Raw genomic sequence first — 21,045 nt, 5'->3', positions numbered from 1 at the left:
AGCTGGACACCCGCAATAACCTCTCGCTTTGACGGTCTGACTGTGATTCAGTTGGCGCATTGGAGGGAGAGTTTCGATGCAGCCACGCAGCCTGTTTTCGCTGGCGGAGCACCTGGACCGATTGAGCAAGGACGGCGATCCGCTCGAGGTTCTGGCGCAAACGGTGGAGTTCGAACGCTTCCGGCCGCTTTTGACCCGCGGGCTTGGCTACAGCGACGGAGCAAAGGGCGGACGGCCAGCCTTTGATCCGGTCGCGATGTTCAAGGTCCTGGTGGTCCAGGCGCAGCATAATCTGTCAGATGCGCGCATGGAGTTCATGATCCGTGACCGGCTATCGTGGATGCGCTTCTTCGGCTTTGATCTGGGCGGCTCGATGCCCGATGAGAACACCATCCGTCATTATCGCAATCGGCTCACCGAGAGCGGCGCGCTCGACGCGTTGATGCATGCATTCGAGCAGCAACTGCGCGAGGCCGGGTATCTGGCCATGGGTGGGCAGATCGTCGATGCAAGCCTGGTTCCTGCGCCCAAGCAGCGCAATACGCAGGAAGAAAAGGCCGCCATCAAAGCGGGTAAGTCGGCAAAGCAGATCTGGCGCGGCAAGCCGGGCAAGGCGCACCAGAAGGATGTCGATGCGCGCTGGACGATCAAGATCGGGGGCAAGATCCGCTATCGCCCTGATGGCACGCCGCTGCCGCAGATCGCGACCCCAGTGTTCGGCTACAAGTCGCATATCAGCATCGATCGGCGCTTTGGGTTCATCCGAAAGGCGGCGGTGACCTCGGCTGCAGACAGCGACGGGCGCCAGCTGCGCCGGGTGATCGACACAAGCAACACCGCTGGTGATGTCTGGGCCGATAGCGCCTACCGCAGTCAGAAGAACGAGGCCTGGCTGACGCGCAACATGCTCAAAAGCCGCATCCATCGCAGAAAGCCCAAGGGCAAGCCCATGCCCGAGCGCACGGCGCGCGCCAATGCTGCAAAGTCAGCCGTGCGGGCCAGGGTCGAGCATGTCTTTGCGCACCAGAAAAACCGCTACGGGCTCTTCATCCGCACGATCGGCCTCGCCAGGGCGCAAGCCAAACTGACGCTGGCCAACCTGGTCTACAACTTCGACCGCTTAATCTTCCACGAACGGCGTGCCGCCACAGGATAGGTGCGCCTGTAATCCACGGATCAGGCTGAAAAGCCGAAAGAAATCACCACAGAGCGGCCCATCGACCCCCTCAAGTGGCACCTCTCAAGCCGCCCTCAGCGACCCGGCCCAATCGCGCCGCCAAACCCGCGGTTGTTGCGGGTGTCCAGCTAGTGGGCCGCTTGCTGCCTGTCCGCTTTAGCGCAAACTTGCGGACATAGCGGACATAGCAATAGGCGATCCGGGTCTACCTCGTTATCGCGCACAGCATGCTCAAGGATATGAACTTCAAAGGGAACTGGCGCGACTATCAGGCGCGGGTCCTTGAAGAGATGGACGAGCATTTTGCTACGCGCTATGTCATCGCCTTTCCCGGCAATGGCGTACTTGAGCGACTCGTGATTGAGGCAAAATCACGCCGGGTCAGCGTAGTTGACCGTCGTGGACCTCTTGGGACAAATCCTCGCGAGAGGTGAAACTCTCTGTCAGCAAATCCATGTACCGGCCACTCCAAACCAAGCGAGTAAATGAGCAATCTTCTCATTCATCTGCAGAAGTCTTGGTCGCTCCGTAGATCGATATCAAGCCAGTGATGGTTTGATATCTCTTGCATTCTGTGATGCTGAGAAATCCAGCTTGTTCCATAAGCGGTACAAGCGCGCCGTCCGCGTTTGGCTGCGTGTCCGAAACACCGTCGAGCTGCTGTATCGTTGCTCTGAACAGGACACGCATGAGGCGTGATTGCTGCTCGCCGTAGTCTGCTATGAACAGGCGTCCACCTGGCTTAAGTGCTTCGTAAATCTCGCAAAGCAAGCGGAGCTTCTCATCATAAGGAACTTGATGGAGAACGAGGCAGAGTGTGGCGATGTTCGGCGCTGGCCATTTGGCAACAGTGGCCACCGAGAATAATCCATGTTTGAATTCAGCATCTATTCCAGCTCGCCCCGCTTTCTTTCGTGCGATCTGGATCGCATCTTCGTCTGGATCGATCCCGAAGTACGTCGTGGCTGGGTTTTTCGTGGCCAGTAGTGGCGCCAGGCTGCCGGTACCCGCCCCAATGTCGAGCAGGACCTCGTTACACTTGGGCTCAATCAGGTCCACAAGGTCTCTACGCCACCTTTTTTCGCGGGTCGAAAGTCGGACCCCGATATCGTAGAGTGGCGTGAGAATAGGATAACCGGCTGGCGGCGTATAGACTGCATGTTGATCGGTCATGCCTGTCTCTCGCTTTGTGGGCCGAGCTCCGGCAGAGACTGTGCCTGCTTTCTAAATGGTTCGGCCAACTGTGCTAGATAGGCATCCGGATAATCTTCGATGCCAGCGAGGCCAATCGCCCCCGCTCTGATATGCTGGCTCGACCCAAAGCGCGCTGTACCAAGCAGAACATCCCAGAGCGTCAAGAAGAGACCGAAATTGACGTCGCCGTCCGTTTCGGATGCGAGGTGGTGGTGCCGATGGACTGGAGCGACGGCCCAGATATATGCCAACGGCCCGACCCGCATGTCGACGTTCGAGTGCTGTAACTGGAGCTGTATCAGCACCGCAAAGGAAGCCACGGCGGCGACATCGAGAGGGATTCCCAGAAGAAGCCAGGGCAACGCACCGGCGGTAACCTCGATGAACTGGTGGACTGGATGCTTCAGTAGCCCGTTGAAGCCGTACATGCGGCGTACCGAATGATGCACGGCGTGAAAACGCCAGAGAAACGAAACCCTGTGACTGGCGAAATGGGCAAGGGTAATCCCCACGTCGAGGAGTACAATAGCCATTGCTACATCGGCCCATAAGGGCAGCGTCTTTGGCCAGGCTGATTCCCAAGGGACAAGGCTTGTGATGAGCGGAAGAAGCAGCACCATAGCCACAAGAGATCCTTCATTCACGAGGGCATGCAAAATGTCTCTACGGCCATCGCCATGGCTCGAGTTCCACTGGTTTTCGAAAGGCGCGATACGCTCGGCGGCGAGCGAGGACCCAATCGCGGCGATGATCAGAACGAACAACCAGGCCGGCGAACTACCCGAGGACACGATCGCCGTAGCGCCCCCGACAAAGCCGAAAAAATAGAGCGGGCCATAGAGATAACGAAAAACGGCCATTGCAGCCTCCCTCAAACGATGGTTCCGTCTACGCTCCCTTAGGGCCCCGGTATTGAACGTTTCGCTGGCGTCTTAACGCACGATGGTAATCTCGATTTTTGCGAGACCCTGTGATGGCGTCACGCCGAACCATTCGACCAAACGACGGGTAAAATGCGCTTGATCGGAAAACCCACCTGCGGCCGCGGCGGCAGCTAGACTATGAGACTGGTGGAAACCTTCGATGGCACGCTGAACTTGCAACCATTGCAGGAGCTTGGTCGTCGGCACTCCAAAATCTCGAATCGCAATTTCCCGCATCCGCGTGGTCGAAACACCGACGGCTTTGGCCAATTCCGAAGGTGACGCCCCGGGTTCGATCCGTTGCAGCGTAGAGCGGAGGCGCGGGTCGATTTGGTTCGAACCCTTCCGGTTCAAAAAGCCTTCCATCCATTTGCGTGCCTCGTTCCCAGATCCAACCAGAGCCAATGCATTCGCTTCAGCGGTCGAAAGCCGTTCCAGTCCAACACTCTTGTTGAGGTCACGGGTTCCCATGAAAAACGGATCGACATACAGATTTCGCAGGATGGCACCGGATGGCGTCAAGCGGTGAACCGTGGTGGCAGGGATGAGAACAGCTTCACCGGGCGACAAGCGAAGATCTCGGTCAGCGTTAATGCTGCAAGAGTCGACCAGCGAAAGACTGATCTGGTGTGCCAGATGACTGTGCGGACGGTTCTCTCCTGTTTGGGCGTCGAGAAGTGCCCAGCCAAATCCGAGCATCATGTTGCCCTCCCATGAGGCGTCGGTGCTTCTCAAAGAGCGATTTCGTCTTAGCTGCTGTGCAATCGGACGTTCCTTTCTGAGAGATCTCAACGCGTTCCCGGCTCTCCTCAAGTCTCTTTCAAAGACCGCTCACTGCGCCGGATATCCTCGAGAATGATCTTGCTGCCTGGCAGCGCCGGCATCCGGGAACGATCGATGCGCAGATCCTGCGGGGGAAGCCGATATTCCATTTCGCAAAGAAGCATTCGCAACGCGCGCTCCATCACTTCGAGCACGACCGTCTCGCCGGGGCAGCGATGATTTTTCGGGACATCGCCGCCGCCCTGAGGGATCAATGCGAACGCGGAAATGCCTTCCTCGCGAAAGCGCTCCGGATTGAAGGTTTCCGGCTCGTTCCAGAGATGAGGATCAGTGTTGGTTGCGTGCAAGTCGAGCAGGAAACGTCGCCCGGCGGGAAAACGGACATTTCGCCACCGGAAGTCCTTTCGGCTTCTGGCAGCGACCGCAGGAAAGAAGGGATAGAACCGGCGCACTTCCTGGACGAAATAGCCCATCTCAGAGCGATCGGATGCAGGGGTCGGAGCCAAATCGGGAAACGAATGGAGAGCATGCGCCAGGAGAGTGATATAGACAGACGCTGCGACGGTTGGGCGCAGAACGTTCAGCAGTTCGACGGCGGCGATCTTGGGACTTAGCAGCGCGCCATTCTCATCCCGGTGCCCAGCGATCACAGCCAGCGCGGATTCAGCGTGTGGGACCAGACGGCTATCGCGCACATCCTTGATGATGCGAGCGAGCCACGCTTCGGACCGGCTGCGAGCGCGCCGGGCTTGAAAATGGCCCAAGCCGAGCGCGGCCGCGCGGTCGAAGAGTAGAACAAGGTCGCGAGTTCGCTTGATGCGCTCTTCAGCCGGTAGTGGCACTCCGGCCCAGTCGCACACTGCTTCGGCCAATATGGGATGCAGCGCTTCGTAGAAGATTACCTGCGTTTCCCGGGTCCATGCCGGGAGCTGGGCCAACCACATTTTTTCGAATTTCTCTCCCAGAGCCTCGACACGCTCTTGCGTCAGCAACGACACGAACATTTCCTTGCGCCGCAGATGCCGCTCGCCATCCAGACCCTGGACTCCGCCCTTGCCAGTCAAAGTCGCCCGAACCGGTTCCGGCATCGCGCCGTCGCGCGACATTCGCGTTTTATCGTAGAACATCTCGGCCGCAGCTTCGCCGCGCAGGCACACAGTCCGCCGGAGCAACAGGCGGGTTTCGAACATATCGCCACCGGTTCGCGAGCAGACCGTGCTTACGAAGTCATAGGGCCGTCTCAGGAAATGGAGTGTGCTGTCGACGGGCCCTTGCGGTATGAGTTCTTCGCTCTGTTTTATGGAATGATTCATAGACCAATACCGTCCTTTCGATTTGGCATATCGGTGCCGAGCCAGCCACAGCGAAACCAACCGGCTCGCTTTTGACTATGCTCCCGCCGATAAGTCTCGCATTGCCCCTTATGCTGCGATCAATCCTGCGGTTGCGGTGTGACGCGCAGATAAGGTTTTACCGTCTCCCAGCCTTTGGGGAATTTCTCACGCGCTTCTTCATCGCTGAGCGAGGGCACGATGATGACGTCCTCGCCATGCTGCCAGTTAACAGGCGTGGCCACGCTGTGGTCGGCTGTCAGTTGCAGCGAATCGATGACCCGCAGGATCTCTTCGAAATTTCGACCCGTGCTCGCGGGATAGGTCAGCGTAAGTTTCACCTTTTTATCGGATCCGATTACGAAGACCGAGCGTACGGTAAGAGTGTCGTCGGCCTGTGGATGGATCATTCCATAGAGATCGGCGATTTCACGATCCGGGTCCGCGATCAGCGGAAAGTTGAGAGCATGACCCTGGGTTTCGGCTATGTCGCCTGCCCAGGATCGGTGGTCTTCGAGTGGATCAACGCTGAGACCGATCACTTTAACGCCGCGTTTGTCGAATTCCGGTTTCAGGCGGGCAACCTCACCAAGTTCCGTTGTGCAAACAGGAGTGAAATCCGCAGGGTGCGAGAACAGCACCGCCCAGTCGTCACTCATCCATTCATGGAACTTGAGCGTGCCATCGGTTGTGTCGGCCTCGAAATCGGGTGCGGTGTCGTCAAGTTGAAGTGTCATTGAAAATCTCCTGTGGTGAGCGCTAACATAGCGTGTTCCATCAGCAGATGGGTGCTACAGTTACTGTAGGTGCAAGCGAGATCGCGACGGAGCGGCGTTCTGGCGCGACGGACGGCATCAGGAGCGCGCTGGTGTTTCGCTCGCCCGCGCTATGCGGAACCCTAGGCCCTTCCCTGCCTTACGCTATTTTTAACTCAGTTCATGTCGGGGCGGTTTTCAGGCTGCTCTTCGCCCACCAGGACCAAAAGCCCCAGTCCCACTACGATCGCGACGTCGGCCAGATTGAATGATGGCCAATGAAGAGTATCCCAGTATAAATCGATGAAGTCTCTGACAGCACCGAACATCAGCCTGTCCGCAACGTTGCCGAGCGCTCCGCCAATCGCGAGGCTCAAGCCGAGCGCATGGATGGCCGATCTGGTTCTCATCAGCCAAATCCCGAGTAGTCCCGAAAGCAAAACGCCGATCGCGATAAGGATAACCGGTGCTGCTTCACCAGCCAATCCGAATGCCACGCCGCTATTGGTGATGGCGACTAGATTGAAGCCCGGGAACACTGCGATCACGTTACCCGAACCAACGAAAGAATGCGCCCAGGTTTTCGACAATTGGTCGAGGCCGAAGCTGGCCAGAATCAAAACGGGCGCAAGCCGTTTCGCCGCGCTCAAGGTCATCGGACGCTGGATGGTGAATTCACGACCACCATCTTTTCTTCGCTCATATCGGCCATCGTGTAACCGATACCGCCTGTTCCGAGACCCGACTGACGGCGTCCTGCGAACGGCATCCAGTCGACGCGAAATGCGGTATGATCGTTGACCATTACGGCTGACGCGGCCAGCGCTTCGACGCAGTAATCGGCCCAGGACATTCGGTCGGTAAACACAGCCGCCTGGAAGGCGTAGGGAAGCGCGTTCGCCTGCGTGATCGCAGCATCGACGTCGTCGTATCCGTAAATGCAGACCACAGGGCCGAACACTTCCTTCCGCGATACATCGGCGTCGTCGGGCGGATCGACAAGGACCGTGGGCTGGTAAAGGGTGGAACCCGTGCGCTTACCCCCTGCGGCGAGCCTGCCGCCGCCCTGAACGGCTGCATCGACCCAGGATTCGACGCGGTCGACTTCGGCAGGACGAATGAGCGGACCGCATTGGGTTTCCGCATTGGTCGGATCGCCCACCGTCAGCGCTTCTGCTCCCGCAGCGAGCTCGGCAGCGAAGTCCGGCAATTCGGCGCGCGGAACGAACACGCGCTGCACCGAGACGCAGACCTGACCAGAATGATAAAAGCCCCCTTTCAGGAGCGGAGGAATTACCTTGGCGTGCGCAACGCTGTCATCGACGATGACCGGGGCCGCGCCCCCATGTTCCAGCGCCAAGCGGGTGCCAGGGGCCAGTTTGGAGCGGAGCATCCAGCCAACTCTGGCCGAACCGATGAAGGAGAAGAACGCAGTTCGTGGATCGGTGACCATTTTTTCGGCGACCTCGTCCGAGCACGGCACGAAACGGCACCAATTTTCATTGAGTCCGGCTTCATAAAGGATTTCGACGAAGCTCTTGCAGGAAAGGGGCGTGTCCTTGGCCGGTTTCACCAGTACGGGGCATCCGCTTGCAACCGCCGGTCCCACCTGATGGGCGATCAGGTTCAGAGGATGATTGAAAGCGGAGATCGCCACGACCGGCCCGATCGGCTCACGGAAAGTATAGGCTTTGCGTCCTGCCCCCGCCTGCGTCAGGTCCATCGGGATTTCGCGCCCGCCGCTGGCGAATAATTCGTGTATGCACAGTTCGACGCTCTGAATGGCGCGACTGGTTTCCACGCGCGCGTCGATGATGGGTTTGCCGCCCTCGCGCGCAATCTGCATTGCCAGCGTCTCCGCGCGCTCGCGCATCAGCACGCTGGCGCGCTGCAGGATGGCGATGCGTTCATGGGCGGGGAGCCGCGCTTGCCGGTCTTCGTGCAGCGCGCGCGCCTCGTCGAGCCAACGATCGATTTGTGGCCAGTCGACCAGCTCCACGCTGCCAATGCATTCCTGGTCGTAGGGATTGAGGACCTGCCACGTCATTGAGGACACTCCATCGCCTTCAGTTCATCGATCAGAACCTTGCGGTTCTCGGAATAATCCACCGGTAAGTCGATGAGGTGAACGCCGCCGCTTTCGAACGCTTCATTCAACGTCGGTACCAGTGCTTCGCTGCTCTCGATCCGGTGGCCCGTCGCACCATAACTCTTCGCATAGGCAACGAAGTCGGGGTTGGCGAAGCTCAGACCGTATTCGGGAAAGCCAAGTTCTTCCTGCTTCCATCGGATCATACCGTAAGCGGAATCATTGAGAATGAGTACGACAAGGTTGAGGCCGAGCCTGACCGCGGTTTCCACCTCCTGCGAATTCATCATGAACCCGCCATCGCCGCATACGGCGAGCACGCGGCGCTCGGGCGACAGCATCGCTGCCATCATCGCCGAGGGGAGACCCGCTCCCATCGTCGCCAGCGCGTTGTCGAGCAGAATCGTGTTCGGCTCATGCGCGATATAGTTGCGGGCGAACCAGATCTTGTAGATGCCGTTGTCGAGTGCGACGATGTCGTCCCGGCCCATGACCGCCCGTACATCTGCAACGATGCGCTGGGGCACCATCGGAAAGCGGCCATCGTCGCTGCCTTGGCGGATGTGCGCCGCGATGTCCTCATGGACATTGGCGTAGGCTGCCGGGTCACTAGGGTGTTTGCCGCGCAGCCGGTTTCCTAGTCGCTCGACAGATCCGGCAATATCGCCAATGACTTCCAGCGGCGGAAAATAGACCTGGTCGACCTCTGCGGCCTTGTAATTCACATGGATAACGGTGCGTCCGTCAGGCTCCATGTAAAAGGGCGGTTTCTCGACCACGTCATGGCCGATATTGACGATCAGGTCTGCGCGATCGATGGCACAATGAACATAGTCATCCGACGATAGAGCCGCCGTTCCCAGATACAGGGGGCTTGCCTCATCGAGCACTCCCTTGCCCATTTGCGTATTAAAAAACGGAAATTGGGTATCGTCGACGAACTTTCGGAGCGCCTTGCAGGCGCTACGTCGGTTGGCCCCGGCACCAACCAAAAGCAGCGGGCGATCGGCGGCGAGAATCCGCTCGGCAGCTTCGTCTAGCGCGGCATCTCCGGCCACCGCATATTGGCGGGGGTGGGGCGCAACGACCGGTTCGGAGGTTTCTTCCTCGGCAATATCTTCAGGCAGTTCCAGCAGAACTGCACCGGGTCGCTCTTCCTGAGCTCTTCTGAAACCTTCGCGCACGAGCGAAGGAATGCGCTCCCCATTCACGATCTGCTTCGCCATCTTACATAGTGGGGTGAAAAGCGAGACGACATCGACGATCTGGAACTGCGCCTGCTTCGAGACCTTGATAGGTTTTTGGCCGGTTATCATGACCAGAGGGAAAGCGCCCAGAGCGGCATAAGCTGCGGGCGTCGTGAGGTTTGTCGCCCCTGGTCCCAGCGTGGCAAGGCATACGCCGGCTTTACCGGTAAGACGTCCATAGGTTGCCGCCATGAACCCTGCCCCTTGCTCGTGCCGGGTAACGATCAGACGGATCGACGAGGTCCGCAGTGACTCCAGAAGATCGAGGTTTTCCTCGCCCGGAACCGCGAAGATATACTCGACGCCTTCGGCTTCCAACGCGGCGACAAGAAGATCGGATGCTTTCATGGAATGGTTCTCGCATTGGTGAGGGCCTGGAGGCTGTCGGTGGCAGGTCTTCTGCTCGGCTACTGATTCAGGCTGTGACGGTGAATTGCCCCATCATGCCGGCATCTTCGTGCTCGAGGATGTGGCAGTGGTACATGTAAGGCAAATCCGGGTCGGTGTAGTCCTCGAACCGCAAAAGGAGCCGCACGGCTTCGCCCGGATAGACGACAACCGTGTCCTTTAGCCCCTGTTCCGTCGCATCAGGGGCCCTGCCGTTCCGGTCGAGGATACGGAACTGCACATCGTGGATGTGGAACGGATGCGCCATCATCGAGGCATTCTCGACCTGCCAGATTTCGGTGGTATCGACCCGCACTGTCTCGTCGATACGCTGCATGTCCATCGATTTGCCGTTGATGGTAAAACCGCCTCCACGCATCATGCGCATTCCCATGCCCATATCGAGAACGAAACGGCGCGTCCGGACCGCGTCGCCTGGATCGATCTGAGGCAAGGTAGCGAGCTGGCGCGGCATAGCGATCGCCCGCCTGCGGCTCGCGGCCGGCCGGATGTCCAGCACGGTAAAGCGACGCCTTTCATCCATCATACCGCCCATCATCCCATCGCGACGCTCCCGTTCGCCCATCATCCAATTGTCCGTCGGCCGGTCGGAATCGCGCGTGGGTCCGGGCCCTCTCATTCCCCGGCCCCTATTTCCCATGCCCATGATTTCGAGCCCGTCCGCAAGCAGCGAAACCGGCCTTCCATCGCTGACATCGACGATTACCTGCGCGCGTTCGCCGGGAGCGAGAACAACATTGTCGGTTGGCAGCGGCGCGGCGAGCAAACCGCCGTCGGTTCCGATCTGATGGAAGCTGCGGCCATCGTCGAACCCGAAACGGTAAAAGCGTGCGTTCGAGCCATTGACTAGTCGCAGCCTCAAACGATCGGACTTTGCCTCGAAGACGGGCTCGACGACGCCGTTGACCAGCATCGTGTCACCCATCATTCCCATCATGATATTATGCATGCGTGTGGAATAAACGAGGCTTCCATCGCGCGCGAAAGCGCGATCCTGTACGACCAGCGGTATATCATCGATGCCATAGTCGTTTGGAAGGTCGAGCGCCTCGCTCGCGCTGTCGCGGACGTAGATCATTCCGGCCAGACCCTGATAGACCTGTGGCCCCGAGCGGCGGTGCGCATGCGAATGATACCAGAACATCGCTGCGCGCTGTCGGACATCGAAACGCGCGGTCCAGCTCCCTCCTGGCTCGATCGGCTGATGCGGTCCGCCATCGGCTCGCGCCGGAAGATGAAAACCGTGCCAGTGGACGGTCGCCGTTTCGGACAGATCGCTCGTGACATTCATCCGCACCGTATCGCCGGCGTGCATCTCAAGTGTGGGGCCTAGATAGGACTGGTTGATACCGATGGTCGGCGTTTCGAGCCCGTCAAAAAAATGTGAGACGCCGTGGCGCAGATTGAGATCGAAAACCCGCTCGCCACTATCTCGTTCGCCTGAATAAAGAGGAGGAATGAGAAGTTTCGAGCGCGCGGTTACCGAAGCAAGCGCCGTATTCCGGTCTGTCAACAGGTCGCGCCCGGCATACGCGGCTATTCCCAGTGCACCTGCGCCAAGCACCGCACCGCCAAGAATAGAACGTCTGTCGATCATAATGCTTCCCTTGCCCGGAGCGTCGTCAACCGGTTTCGGCCTGCGGTGTTCCGGATTGCATGCCTTTCATTCTGTTGCGCCAATAACCCAGCGCGATGAGCGCGAGCGTGAGAATTTGCGCCGCCACTGGCTCAAGTGCCGGTGCGATGCCCAGAATCGGTATGCGGGGCAGATTCGGAAGCGGAGTGATGCCCAACAATCCGGCTTCCTGGAGCCCCGAAATACCCTTCCCGGCCAGGACGACGGCAAGAATGCCGATCAGAACCGAACTATACGCGAAGAATGTTCCAATTGGCAGTCGGCGACTGTAGCGCAGCATCGCCCACGCAATCAGCGCTAGCAAGACGATTGCGGCGGCAGCGCCAGCAAGAATCGCGTCGGTATGGCCCTGACTCCAGAGCGCTGCGAAGAACAGGATCGTCTCGAAGACCTCCCGGTAAACCACGAGGAAGGCCAGCCCGAACAGAAACCATGCGGACCTGCGCGAGAGAGCGTGCTGCATGGTTTTCCGGATATAGCGTTGCCATTCGCCGGCCTGCGACTTGCCGTGCATCCATATGCCGACCGACAGCAGGACGAGAACGGCAAAAAGCGATCCGAACCCCTCCACCAGCTCGCGGCCCGCACCACTCACTCCGATCAGGTAGGTCGCTGCCACCCATGTCAGGGCTCCGGCCCCAAGAGCGGAGAGCCATCCGCCATGGACGAAGGGCAGAACTTCCGTTCTCTCGGCCTTGCGCAGGAACGCGATCATCGCGATCACGATCAGCAATGCCTCTAGCCCTTCGCGCAACAGGATCGCAAAGGCTCCCAAAAATGCCGACGCTTCGCTGGCATTGGCCGGGGCGAGCACCGTCTCGGCCCGGTAGAAAAGAACGTCGAGCGCATTCACCTTCTCGGCGACGGCGGCCACCGGGTCACCGCGGCTGATTGCCGCTCGAAGCTCGGCCATGCCGATTTCGACAGATGCGAGGAGATCGGCATCGCGCGTGCTTAAAACGGCCTCCAGCGGTTCGAAGCCATCGAGATAGGCCGAGAGTGCAAGTTCGCGCGCCTCGGTTTTATTACCCGCTTCGTAAGCGGCAAGACTTTGCTGCAATCGTTCGCGCGCCAGAGCGAGTGAGCCGGTCGTATCGCTCGCCACGGCTTCAGGATGAGCCCTCAAATAGGCCATGACGGCATCGGCCCGCTCGGTTCCGATCGCCTCGCCGAGGGCTGCCGGTGTGAGACCGGATAGAGCAGCGAGATCGGGAATGCGTGCCCGGATCGCCGGTTCGTCATTCCAGATACGCCTTCCCCGCTCTACCTCCGGAAATGCAATCGACCCAGAATAATAAGCAAGGCTCCAACGATCTTCCGCCGGGAGATCGGAAAAGCCCGGCATGGCGGTTCCCTCGAGACCTTGTCCAATGACCTGATAGAGCGCGAAAGCGCTCCGCTCGCGGGCTCGGGCGACGTCGTCAAAAGCGATTGGCGGGGGATCGAGTCCCTCTGCGGCGGGGCCGGCGCCGTCTCCGCTTACCCCATGACAGCTTGCGCAGCTCTGGACGTACAGCGCGGCGCCTCGCGCAAGGTCGGGTACCGCGTCCGGGGCCAGCGGAACGGGAAAGGCCGCGATCAGCTCGCTTGCCAACCTGCGCGCGTCTCGTGCGACGACAGCAGGCTCCACTTTCGCCGAGATTGCCTCGGCAAGCGCCTCTGCATCCGCAACCAGCTGTGCACGTTGCGCATTTGCGGGTAGGGCCGCCATGCGTTCGACTATCGAAGCAGAAAATTCCTGCATTTCGGCATATTCCAGCTCGTTGGTGACTTTACCGTCTTCGACCGCTTCTAAGTAATCCACCGCGATGTAGTCGAGAAGGCGCCAACTCGTTTGGACTTCGTCGCGCGTGTCTGCGGAGGCCGGCATTGCGACTGCCATCGCCATAAGAGCGATTAGCTGGCCGACAAAGGCGCGTAGAGTCATTTGGAGACGACCCTTTCGAGAGCTGAAGCATGTTGCGCGCGAAGTTCCTCGGTTGCGCGCCGGACGATGAGGTAAGCCGAATGCAGGAAGATCAGAGCGATGATCGCCGCGACCAAAAGATCCGGCCAGGCCTGCTCGGTCCAGGCGACCAGCACTGCAGCGATGATCACTCCGACATTGGCGATCGCGTCATTGCGGCTGAACAGCCAGATTGCGGACATGTGTGCGTCGCCTTCGCGAAACCGCATCAGCACGAGCGCCGCCGCGATGTTCACCACCAGTGCTGCAGCCGCGATACCGCCCATCAAACCGGCTTCCGGCGCGACCGCGTTAAGCGATCGCCAGACCGCCAGACCGATCACTCCGAGGCCTAGTACGCCCAGAAACAGGCCCTGTGCCAGCGCGACCCGGGCGCGCGTGCGGGCAGTCCACGCAAGAGCAAGGATGCCGATGAGCGTGATCGATCCATCGCCGATGAAGTCGAGAGCGTCGGCCTTGAGCGCTTGGCTGTCCGCCAGAAACCCGCCGAAGGCCTCGAAAACGCCAAAGCCCAGATTGAGCAATACGACGATCCAAAGGGCGCGGCGATAGGCCGGGTCTGTATCTGCTCTTTGCGTATCGCCTGTGCAACCGCAATCCGATGTTTCGTTTTCTAACATAAGCCAGTAGGTAACACCTCCAGTGGCTGTAGAGGCAAGCTGAAATTGCGACACATTCGCGATATGGCGCACAAGGAGTAGATTCATGCTTATCGGAGGTTTGGCAAAGGCAACCGGAACGAAGGTGAATACGATAAGGTTTTACGAGGACATCGGACTGATGCCCGAAGCCGCACGCACGGCAGCGGGCCAGCGAACCTATACGGAGCGGGATGTAGAACGACTGGCGTTCATCCGGCAGGCGCGCAAGCTTGGCTTTTCCATCGAGGAAGCGCGCTCCCTCTTGGAACTAAAGAACACGCCAAATGGAAGCTGCGACAAGGCGGGCGATATTGCGAAACAACACCTTATGAGTGTCGAAGATCGCCTTACCCGTCTGGAGGCTCTCCGCGCAGAGCTGGAAAATGTAGTGGTGTCTTGTACCGGCGGCGACGTGTCGGACTGCAAGATTATCGAGACACTTTCCCAATCCCGACCAAAATCTGTGTCCGCAAAGCCAAAAAGGCGAAGCCATGCGTTTTCGTCTCTCTGAGCGGCGCTGCGGTGCAATTAGAAACTATGGAGAGCTGACGGATCACCTCGTGATGAAGGCGTTCCAATAATCTATTTCGCCACATTGAGAGACGACTGAAGCCCCGTAGGCGCGAAAAATCGCTTGCCCCTACAGTCGCTGGAGGGGTTATTTGGCAAACCGGATCCGGTTTAGGTTCGCTAGAGGCGCCAGGATGTTTGAGCTGCATGGATTGATTTCCTTTAGAATTGTCGCCGCTGTTTTGGCGGTGGCGGCGCTAATGGTGTCGCCGGTGGCGGAAGCCGCTCAATGCGGCGATGAAATGTCTTCGGCAATCTATGCGAACCAAACGATTGATGCGGTTACCAGTGACGGATCTGAGCGAGATAGTCCGCAGCCCCAGGTCTGCGCGCATGGACATTGCCACCACCTGTTCGCAGCGTTGGTACCCAATAGTCATAGTCAAACGTTCGGCGAAACCGTCATCGTTACTACCTCGTTTCCAGACGTGAAAATCACTGGCGAGGCGCACGGCCTGCCCCAACGCCCTCCTCGAAGCTGACGGGTTGAATCGCGCTGTGCAACGCGGCGCACACCGGATCGTCAGCAGAGGAACTATACAGAATGTCAGCCATAAGTTGGCGGGATGCCTTGACTGCAGGGCTATCCTCGTCGCCATTGCCACGCCCGTGGCAGCGCAGGAGCAGGAGCTTCTGACGCTCGAGGATGCATTGAGCCGGACAGGCGTGGTCGGCGAAACTGCAGACCCCGAATTAAACCCGCGCATCGTCGGTCCGCGGGCGGAGGCCGAGGCAGCACAGGCGCTAGTCGGTCAGGCGCGGCTGCGGCCCAATCCTGAAGTATCGCTCGAGGTTGAGAACATCGCCGGTAGTGGTGCATTCTCGGGACTCAGCGCAACCGAATATACGCTTGCTGTCGGCCAGCAGCTCGAACTTGGAGGCAAGCGTGGCGCGCGCGTGGAGGCTGCACGGGCACAGGCGCAGCTGGCAGGCTTGCGAGCCGACCTCGCCGATGTCGAGCTCAGCTTTCTCGTTCGTGAGCGCTACGTTGCGGCAGTTGCGGCTGCCTCGCGTGTCGCACTCGCTCGCGATGTGGTTGAGCGGAACGAAGAACTCGCCCGCATAGCCGGTGTGCTGGTCGAAGTGGGCCGCGAACCGCCTCTACGCGCATTGCGCGCAGAAGCGGCCCTGGCGGAAGCACGTGCCGAGCTTCAAGCGGCGCAAGCAGCCAGTCTCGCGGCGCGCACGGCGCTCGCCTCGCTTTGGAGCGACCAGGAAGCGCCGCCGCTCGTTCCGACCGACTTTCCCGAAATCGTGCCTCCGGGCATCGTAATGGCCTCGGCGACGGGGCTGCAATTACAAGTAGCGCGAGCCGAAAGCACCGCCGCAGCCGCCGAGATCGATCGTGAGCGCAGCTTGCGCATTCCCGATCCTGTCGTATCCGCCGGTGTTCGCCGCTTTGAGGAAAGCAACGACAGTGCCTTTCTTGTCGGCGTCTCGATACCGCTTCCTTTCCGCAATCGGAACCAGGGCAACATCGCTGCTGCCGAGGCTAGGCTGCGGGCCGCCAATGCCCGCGAGGCAGTCGCGCTCGCTGACTTCGAACAGTCCATAACCCGCGCTCGTGCCGAATATCTTGCCGCCGAAGCGCGCGTCGAGACACTTTCCACGACATCACTCCCCCAGGCTGAAGAGGCGCTGCGGCTCGTTCGCATCGGGTATCGCAACGGTCGCTTTCCGCTGATCGAGGTGTTGAGCGCAGCCGAAGCGCGTGACGCCATACGCGAGGCGTTGATCGCCGCGCAGCAAGACCGGGGACAAGCTGCCGCCGAACTGATCAGGCTGGCCGCACAATGAGGAACCTCCCAATGAACCGCAGAAAACTGGCGATCGTCGCCGGAATCGTCATACTCGCCGCGGCACTGCTATTATTGCTGTGGCCTGACTATCAAGCTGATCCTCTTGCAGAAAACGAAGCCGCCGAAACTGAATTGCCAGAAGGCCTCGTTCTGATCGACGAAGAACAGATTCGCACGGCAGAGATCGAGGTCGCCGCAGTGCAGGCCGGTGCTGCAGTCGAACTGGTCTTCCCAGCGACCGTTGCGGCGAGCCCGACCGCAAGTGCAAGAATCGATGCGCGCGCTTCGGGCGTCGTCCGCAGCGTTGGCAAGACGCTTGGCGACTATGTCCGCAAAGGCGAGACTGTTGCACGGATCGAAAGCGCCGATGCGGCGGCACTCGCTTCCTAGCTTAGTTCCGCCCGCGCCCGCGTGACCGAGCTTTCGGCAGCCTATGAGCGGGAGCGTCGTCTTTTTGAAGCTAACGTGACAGCGCGCCAAGATCTCGAAGCGGCGCGCGCCAATCTTGACGTTGCCCGTGCCGAATTGAACCGTGCGCAGGCTGCTGTCGCTGCAGCGGGTGTAAGTGGTGATGGACGTTCGCTTGCGGTGACGAGTCCACTCTCGGGCCGCGTCACCGCTGCCCCGATCGTGCTCGGCTCGTTCGTCGATGCCGGTGAAGAACTCTACCGCGTGGTCAATCCGAACGGCCTTCAGGTAGAAGTTGCGCTGCCTTCCGAAGATGCCGCGCGCATTCAGCCTGGCGATGAAGCCGCGGTGATCGTGGGGGATGGCCGCGAGATCGGCGCACGTGTCCGATCGGTCACGCCTTCGCTCGATCCGGAGAGCCGCAGTGCCACCGCCGTGCTCAGTCTCACACGCGCTGTTCCCGGCCTCCAGCCCGGTTCGTTTCTCCAGGTACGCATTCGCCCGTCAGGCGAAGTCGACCAGAGCCGCATCACGGTTCCAGAGGACGCCGTGCAAGTGCTCGAAGGGCGCGATGTCGTTTTCGTGCGCACACAGCGCGGGTTCCAGGCGCGTGAAGTGGCCACAGGCAGCCGGTCCGCCGGAATGGTGACGATACTGTCCGGTCTTGAAGCCGGACAGCGGATCGCGACCGACAATGCCTTTCTGCTGAAGGCCGAACTCGAAAAGGAGAACGTCGAAGATGACGACTGATCATGTATCGACGCCTTCGGATGAGGGTAGCCACCGCCATGGCCTGATCGGGATGGTGCTGGATATCGCCGTGCGTTTTCGCTGGGCGATCATCGCTCTAACCATACTTGCTGCGATCTACGGCGCGTTCAATTTGTTGCGTTTGCCGATCGATGCGGTGCCTGACATCACCAATACGCAGGTCCAGATCAACACCACCGCGCCTGCGCTCTCGCCTTCGCAGGTCGAGACGCAAGTAACTTTTCCCATCGAGACCGGACTGGCCGGGATTGAGGGATTGGAGATGACCCGCTCGATCTCGCGCAACGGCTTCAGCCAGGTCACCGCGATCTTCGAGGAAGGGACCGACCTCTATTTCGCGCGGAGCCAGGTAAACGAGCGTCTTGCACCAATCGGTGCTTCGCTGCCCGAGGGAGCGGAGCCCACCATGGGGCCGATTTCCACCGGCCTTGGCGAAGTGCTGATGTACACGATCGAGTACGAGCACCCCGGTGGCAAGGGTGCGACCACTGGCGGCCGGACAGGCTGGCAGTCCGATGGCAGCTTTATCACCGAACGTGGCGACCGCCTCGAAAGCGATGTCGCCAAGGCGGCCTATCTGCGCACTGTGCAGGACTGGGTCGTCGCACCGCTGATGCGTTCAGTCGACGGCGTCGCCGGGGTGGACTCAATCGGCGGCTTTGAAAAGCAATTCCTTGTTCAACCCGATCCGGCCCGTTTGACCGGCTACGGCCTATCCTTCGACTCCCTGATCGATGCGCTCGAGGCGGCCAATCTGGCGGCCGGTGCCAATTTCGTCGATCGCGCAGACGAGGCTCTGCTTGTAAGGGTCGATGCGCGGCTTGGCGGGATCGCGGATATCGAGCAAGCAGTCGTCGCCACCCGCGAAGGTGTGCCTATCCGTATAGGTGATGTCGCCGATGTCGAGATCGGTGGCGACCTGCGAACAGGTGCCGCATCGTTAAACGGCGAAGAAGCCGTGGTCGGAACGGTTCTGATGCGCAGTGGTGAGAACAGCCGCACGGTATCGGCTCAGGCAGCCGAACGACTTGAAGAAGTCCGTGACTCGCTCCCTGCGGGGGTAGAGGCCGATATCGTCTATAACCGGTCGTCTCTTGTCGATGCGACCATAGCCACAGTCGAGAAAAACCTGCTCGAAGGCGCGCTGCTGGTCATTGCGGTGCTATTCCTCCTGCTTGGCAACATCCGCGCCGCGATCATAACGGCACTGGTCATCCCGATATCGATGCTCATGGCAGCGGTCGGTATGAACCGGCTCGGCGTGTCGGGCAATCTGATGAGTCTCGGAGCGCTCGACTTCGGCCTTATCGTCGATGGCGCGGTGATCATTGTCGAGAACAGCGTCGCACGTCTCGCGGCGCGACAGCACCGGGAGGGGCGACTGCTCACCTTGGGCGAGCGGCTCACTGAAACACGCCTTGCGGCGCAGGAAATGATCAAGCCGACCGTCTACGGGCAGGCGATCATCTTCCTCGTCTTCGCCCCGCTGCTCACTTTTACCGGAGTCGAAGGCAAGACGTTCTCGCCGATGGCGATCACGATGATGCTCGCGCTGGCGTCGGCCTTCGTGCTTTCGCTGACCTTCGTTCCGGCGATGATCGCGGTGCTGCTCAATAAGAAGCTCACCGAAAAGGAGGTGAAGCCCATTCGCTGGGCGAAGGAGCGTTATGGCCCAGCGGTTCGCAAGGCCATTGCGCGGCCCTGGCCGGTTATCGGCACCGGTGTCGGCATCTTCGCGGTTGCAGCTGTCGCCTTTAGTCTTCTGGGGAGTGAATTCACTCCACAGCTCGACGAAAGGGATCTCCTGGTCCAGTCGATCCGCATTCCTTCGACACCCATCGAACGCTCGGTCGAAATGCAAAGACGGGTTGAAGATCGCCTCGTTGGTTTTCCTGAAGTTGGACTGGTTTTTTCGAAAACCGGTACCGCAGAAGTGGCGAGCGATCCCATGCCGCCAAATATCTCGGATGCCTTCGTCATACTTCGCCCGCGGGACGAATGGCCCGACCGCTCCAAGAGCAAAGAAGAGCTCATATTAGAAATAGAGGAGGAGCTCGGCGGTTTGGTTGGAAATCTGTATGAATTCACCCAACCTATCGAAATGCGCTTCAACGAACTGATTGCCGGTAGCCGCAGCGATCTCGCCGTTAAGATCTATGGCAATGATCTGGCGCAATTGACAGCCGCAGCTGATGACGTGGCCGATGTTGTGCGGCAGGTCGAAGGTGCGGCAGACGTTCGCGTTCAACAAGTTACCGGCTTTCCCACGCTCGACATCGCTTTCGATCGTCCGGTCATCGCACGATATGGGCTAACCGTCGAAGACGTGGCTCAGTCGGTCGCCATTGCGCTAGGCGGACGGCCTGCGGGTCTGGTGTTCGAAGGCGATCGGCGGTTCGACGTCGTCGTGCGTTTGCAAGATGCCACCCGAAACGATTTCGACCAGCTCGGCGCTCTCCCGATCGTCCTTGAAAACGGCGTGACGGTTCCGCTGCGAACATTGGCTGATTTCGCAGTGGTTGATGGCCTCGCCGAGGTCCGCCGTGAACAAGGGCGGCGGCTGGTGATCGTCTCGGCCAACGTGCGCGAACGCGATCTCGGGTCCTTCGTCCAAGAAGCACAGGCCGGGGTCGAAGCGCAGGTTGATCTGCCACCTGCATCTTTCATCGAATGGGGCGGCCAGTATCAGAACCTTCAAGAAGCACAGGCAAGGCTTGCGATCGTGGTGCCCATCTGTTTCGCTATGGTCCTCCTGCTCCTTTATCTGGCGCTTGGCGGATGGATCCCGGCCCTCGCGGTGTTTAGCGCCATTCCTATGGCGCTTGCAGGAGGCGTGTTCGCTCTGGTGCTGAGGGGCATGCCCTTCTCGGTCTCTACCGCGGTCGGGTTCATTGCGCTCTCAGGTGTGGCGGTGCTCAACGGTCTCGTCATGATGACCGCGATCCGGCAGCGTCTCGAGAGAGGAATGCCGCTCGACGAAGCTATTGCCGATGGCGCGCTTGCACGTCTGCGACCGGTGTTGATGACGGCGCTGGTGGCTTCGCTCGGCTTCGTGCCTATGGCACTCGCTACCGGAACCGGGGCCGAGGTGCAACGTCCACTGGCGACGGTGGTGATCGGTGGGCTGATCACGGCAACCGCGCTGACGCTGTTCGTTCTTCCTGCAATAGCGCGGCTTGTGCTACACCGTTCTGATGACGAGCGCAGCTGGCGCGAGAAATGGTGGGACCGTCTGCGGCGCAACGTAACGCGCGAGGAGCGGCGGGAATTAAAAAATGTAACATGACCGTACAGAGTTGGAGACGTCGAATGTTGGAAATTACCGAAGACAAACCATCGACCGGACT

Annotated in this window: 17 protein-coding genes and 2 pseudogenes; 8 read left to right on the top strand and 11 right to left on the bottom strand. The window is 59.8% G+C overall.

Translation table 11 applies throughout. The features are described from left to right. Window positions 1-76: 76 nt before the first annotated feature. Complete coding sequence (locus tag D2V07_RS15140) at window positions 77-1,156, top strand: transposase (RefSeq protein ID WP_119587752.1); 1,080 nt, start codon at window positions 77-79, stop codon at window positions 1,154-1,156. Between the two features lie 332 nt (window positions 1,157-1,488). Then, window positions 1,489-1,611 (top strand): annotated as a pseudogene (locus tag D2V07_RS15135) (chromosome segregation ATPase); the annotation flags it as partial. Window positions 1,612-1,675: 64 nt separating this feature from the next. On the opposite strand, the gene D2V07_RS15130 reads toward D2V07_RS15135, so the two are convergent. The 11 genes from D2V07_RS15130 to D2V07_RS15080 all read right to left on the bottom strand — a co-directional run bounded on the left by D2V07_RS15130 (window position 1,676) and on the right by D2V07_RS15080 (window position 14,129). Further along, entirely contained in the window at window positions 1,676-2,350 is a 675-nt protein-coding gene (locus D2V07_RS15130) for a class I SAM-dependent methyltransferase (RefSeq protein ID WP_063506147.1), read from the bottom strand. Continuing rightward, window positions 2,347-3,231 (bottom strand): sterol desaturase family protein, encoded by an 885-nt coding sequence (locus tag D2V07_RS15125; protein WP_067468557.1) that lies wholly within the window; start codon window positions 3,229-3,231, stop codon window positions 2,347-2,349. Before D2V07_RS15125 ends, D2V07_RS15130 begins: the two co-directional genes overlap by 4 nt. Window positions 3,232-3,303: 72 nt before the next feature. Then, the gene (locus tag D2V07_RS15120; RefSeq protein ID WP_082892412.1) at window positions 3,304-3,996 is read right to left on the bottom strand and encodes an AraC family transcriptional regulator; all 693 of its coding nucleotides are present in this window, start codon (window positions 3,994-3,996) and stop codon (window positions 3,304-3,306) included. A gap of 107 nt (window positions 3,997-4,103) precedes the next feature. After that, window positions 4,104-5,267 (bottom strand): cytochrome P450, encoded by a 1,164-nt coding sequence (locus tag D2V07_RS15115; RefSeq protein WP_199698808.1) that lies wholly within the window; start codon window positions 5,265-5,267, stop codon window positions 4,104-4,106. A gap of 242 nt (window positions 5,268-5,509) precedes the next feature. Beyond that, window positions 5,510-6,145, bottom strand: a complete 636-nt coding sequence (locus tag D2V07_RS15110) for a peroxiredoxin (protein WP_119587751.1) — start codon at window positions 6,143-6,145, stop codon at window positions 5,510-5,512. A gap of 194 nt (window positions 6,146-6,339) precedes the next feature. Then, window positions 6,340-6,819, bottom strand: coding sequence for a signal peptidase II (gene lspA / locus D2V07_RS15105; protein WP_119587750.1), 480 nt, complete (start codon window positions 6,817-6,819; stop codon window positions 6,340-6,342). Then, window positions 6,816-8,210, bottom strand: a complete 1,395-nt coding sequence (locus D2V07_RS15100; RefSeq protein WP_063612678.1) for an aldehyde dehydrogenase family protein — start codon at window positions 8,208-8,210, stop codon at window positions 6,816-6,818. Before D2V07_RS15100 ends, lspA begins: the two co-directional genes overlap by 4 nt. After that, the gene (locus D2V07_RS15095; protein ID WP_067468569.1) at window positions 8,207-9,847 is read right to left on the bottom strand and encodes an acetolactate synthase large subunit; all 1,641 of its coding nucleotides are present in this window, start codon (window positions 9,845-9,847) and stop codon (window positions 8,207-8,209) included. Before D2V07_RS15095 ends, D2V07_RS15100 begins: the two co-directional genes overlap by 4 nt. A gap of 67 nt (window positions 9,848-9,914) precedes the next feature. After that, window positions 9,915-11,504, bottom strand: coding sequence for a multicopper oxidase family protein (locus tag D2V07_RS15090; RefSeq protein ID WP_119587749.1), 1,590 nt, complete (start codon window positions 11,502-11,504; stop codon window positions 9,915-9,917). A 25-nt stretch (window positions 11,505-11,529) separates the two neighbouring features. After that, the gene (locus D2V07_RS15085) at window positions 11,530-13,470 is read right to left on the bottom strand and encodes a cytochrome c/FTR1 family iron permease (RefSeq protein ID WP_119587748.1); all 1,941 of its coding nucleotides are present in this window, start codon (window positions 13,468-13,470) and stop codon (window positions 11,530-11,532) included. Next, the gene (locus tag D2V07_RS15080) at window positions 13,467-14,129 is read right to left on the bottom strand and encodes a cation transporter (RefSeq protein ID WP_119587747.1); all 663 of its coding nucleotides are present in this window, start codon (window positions 14,127-14,129) and stop codon (window positions 13,467-13,469) included. Before D2V07_RS15080 ends, D2V07_RS15085 begins: the two co-directional genes overlap by 4 nt. 85 nt (window positions 14,130-14,214) lie before the next feature. Here D2V07_RS15080 and D2V07_RS15075 point away from each other — a divergent pair, with 85 nt between their 5' ends. From D2V07_RS15075 to D2V07_RS15060, 6 genes and pseudogenes are all read left to right on the top strand, one after another. Further along, entirely contained in the window at window positions 14,215-14,661 is a 447-nt protein-coding gene (locus tag D2V07_RS15075; protein WP_119587746.1) for a MerR family transcriptional regulator, read from the top strand. Window positions 14,662-14,854: 193 nt separating this feature from the next. After that, window positions 14,855-15,202, top strand: coding sequence for a hypothetical protein (locus tag D2V07_RS18435; RefSeq protein WP_147367032.1), 348 nt, complete (start codon window positions 14,855-14,857; stop codon window positions 15,200-15,202). Window positions 15,203-15,329: 127 nt separating this feature from the next. Beyond that, on the top strand, window positions 15,330-16,517 hold the full coding sequence (locus D2V07_RS15070) for a TolC family protein (RefSeq protein WP_233548450.1): 1,188 nt from the start codon (window positions 15,330-15,332) through the stop codon (window positions 16,515-16,517). Between the two features lie 11 nt (window positions 16,518-16,528). Continuing rightward, a complete protein-coding gene (locus D2V07_RS18935) occupies window positions 16,529-16,909 on the top strand; it encodes an HlyD family secretion protein (protein ID WP_233548449.1) in 381 nt (126 codons plus the stop codon). A 15-nt stretch (window positions 16,910-16,924) separates the two neighbouring features. Continuing rightward, window positions 16,925-17,677, top strand: a pseudogene (locus tag D2V07_RS15065) (efflux RND transporter periplasmic adaptor subunit); the annotation flags it as partial. Window positions 17,678-17,720: 43 nt separating this feature from the next. Further along, window positions 17,721-20,984, top strand: a complete 3,264-nt coding sequence (locus D2V07_RS15060) for an efflux RND transporter permease subunit (RefSeq protein ID WP_147367033.1) — start codon at window positions 17,721-17,723, stop codon at window positions 20,982-20,984. Window positions 20,985-21,045: the final 61 nt, after the last annotated feature.

Origin of the sequence: Aurantiacibacter zhengii (genome assembly GCF_003584125.1) — a bacterium.
GTDB lineage: Bacteria > Pseudomonadota > Alphaproteobacteria > Sphingomonadales > Sphingomonadaceae > Alteraurantiacibacter > Alteraurantiacibacter zhengii.
Note: the sequence above shows the minus strand (reverse complement) of the source record. Positions and strands in the feature narration are given on the sequence as shown.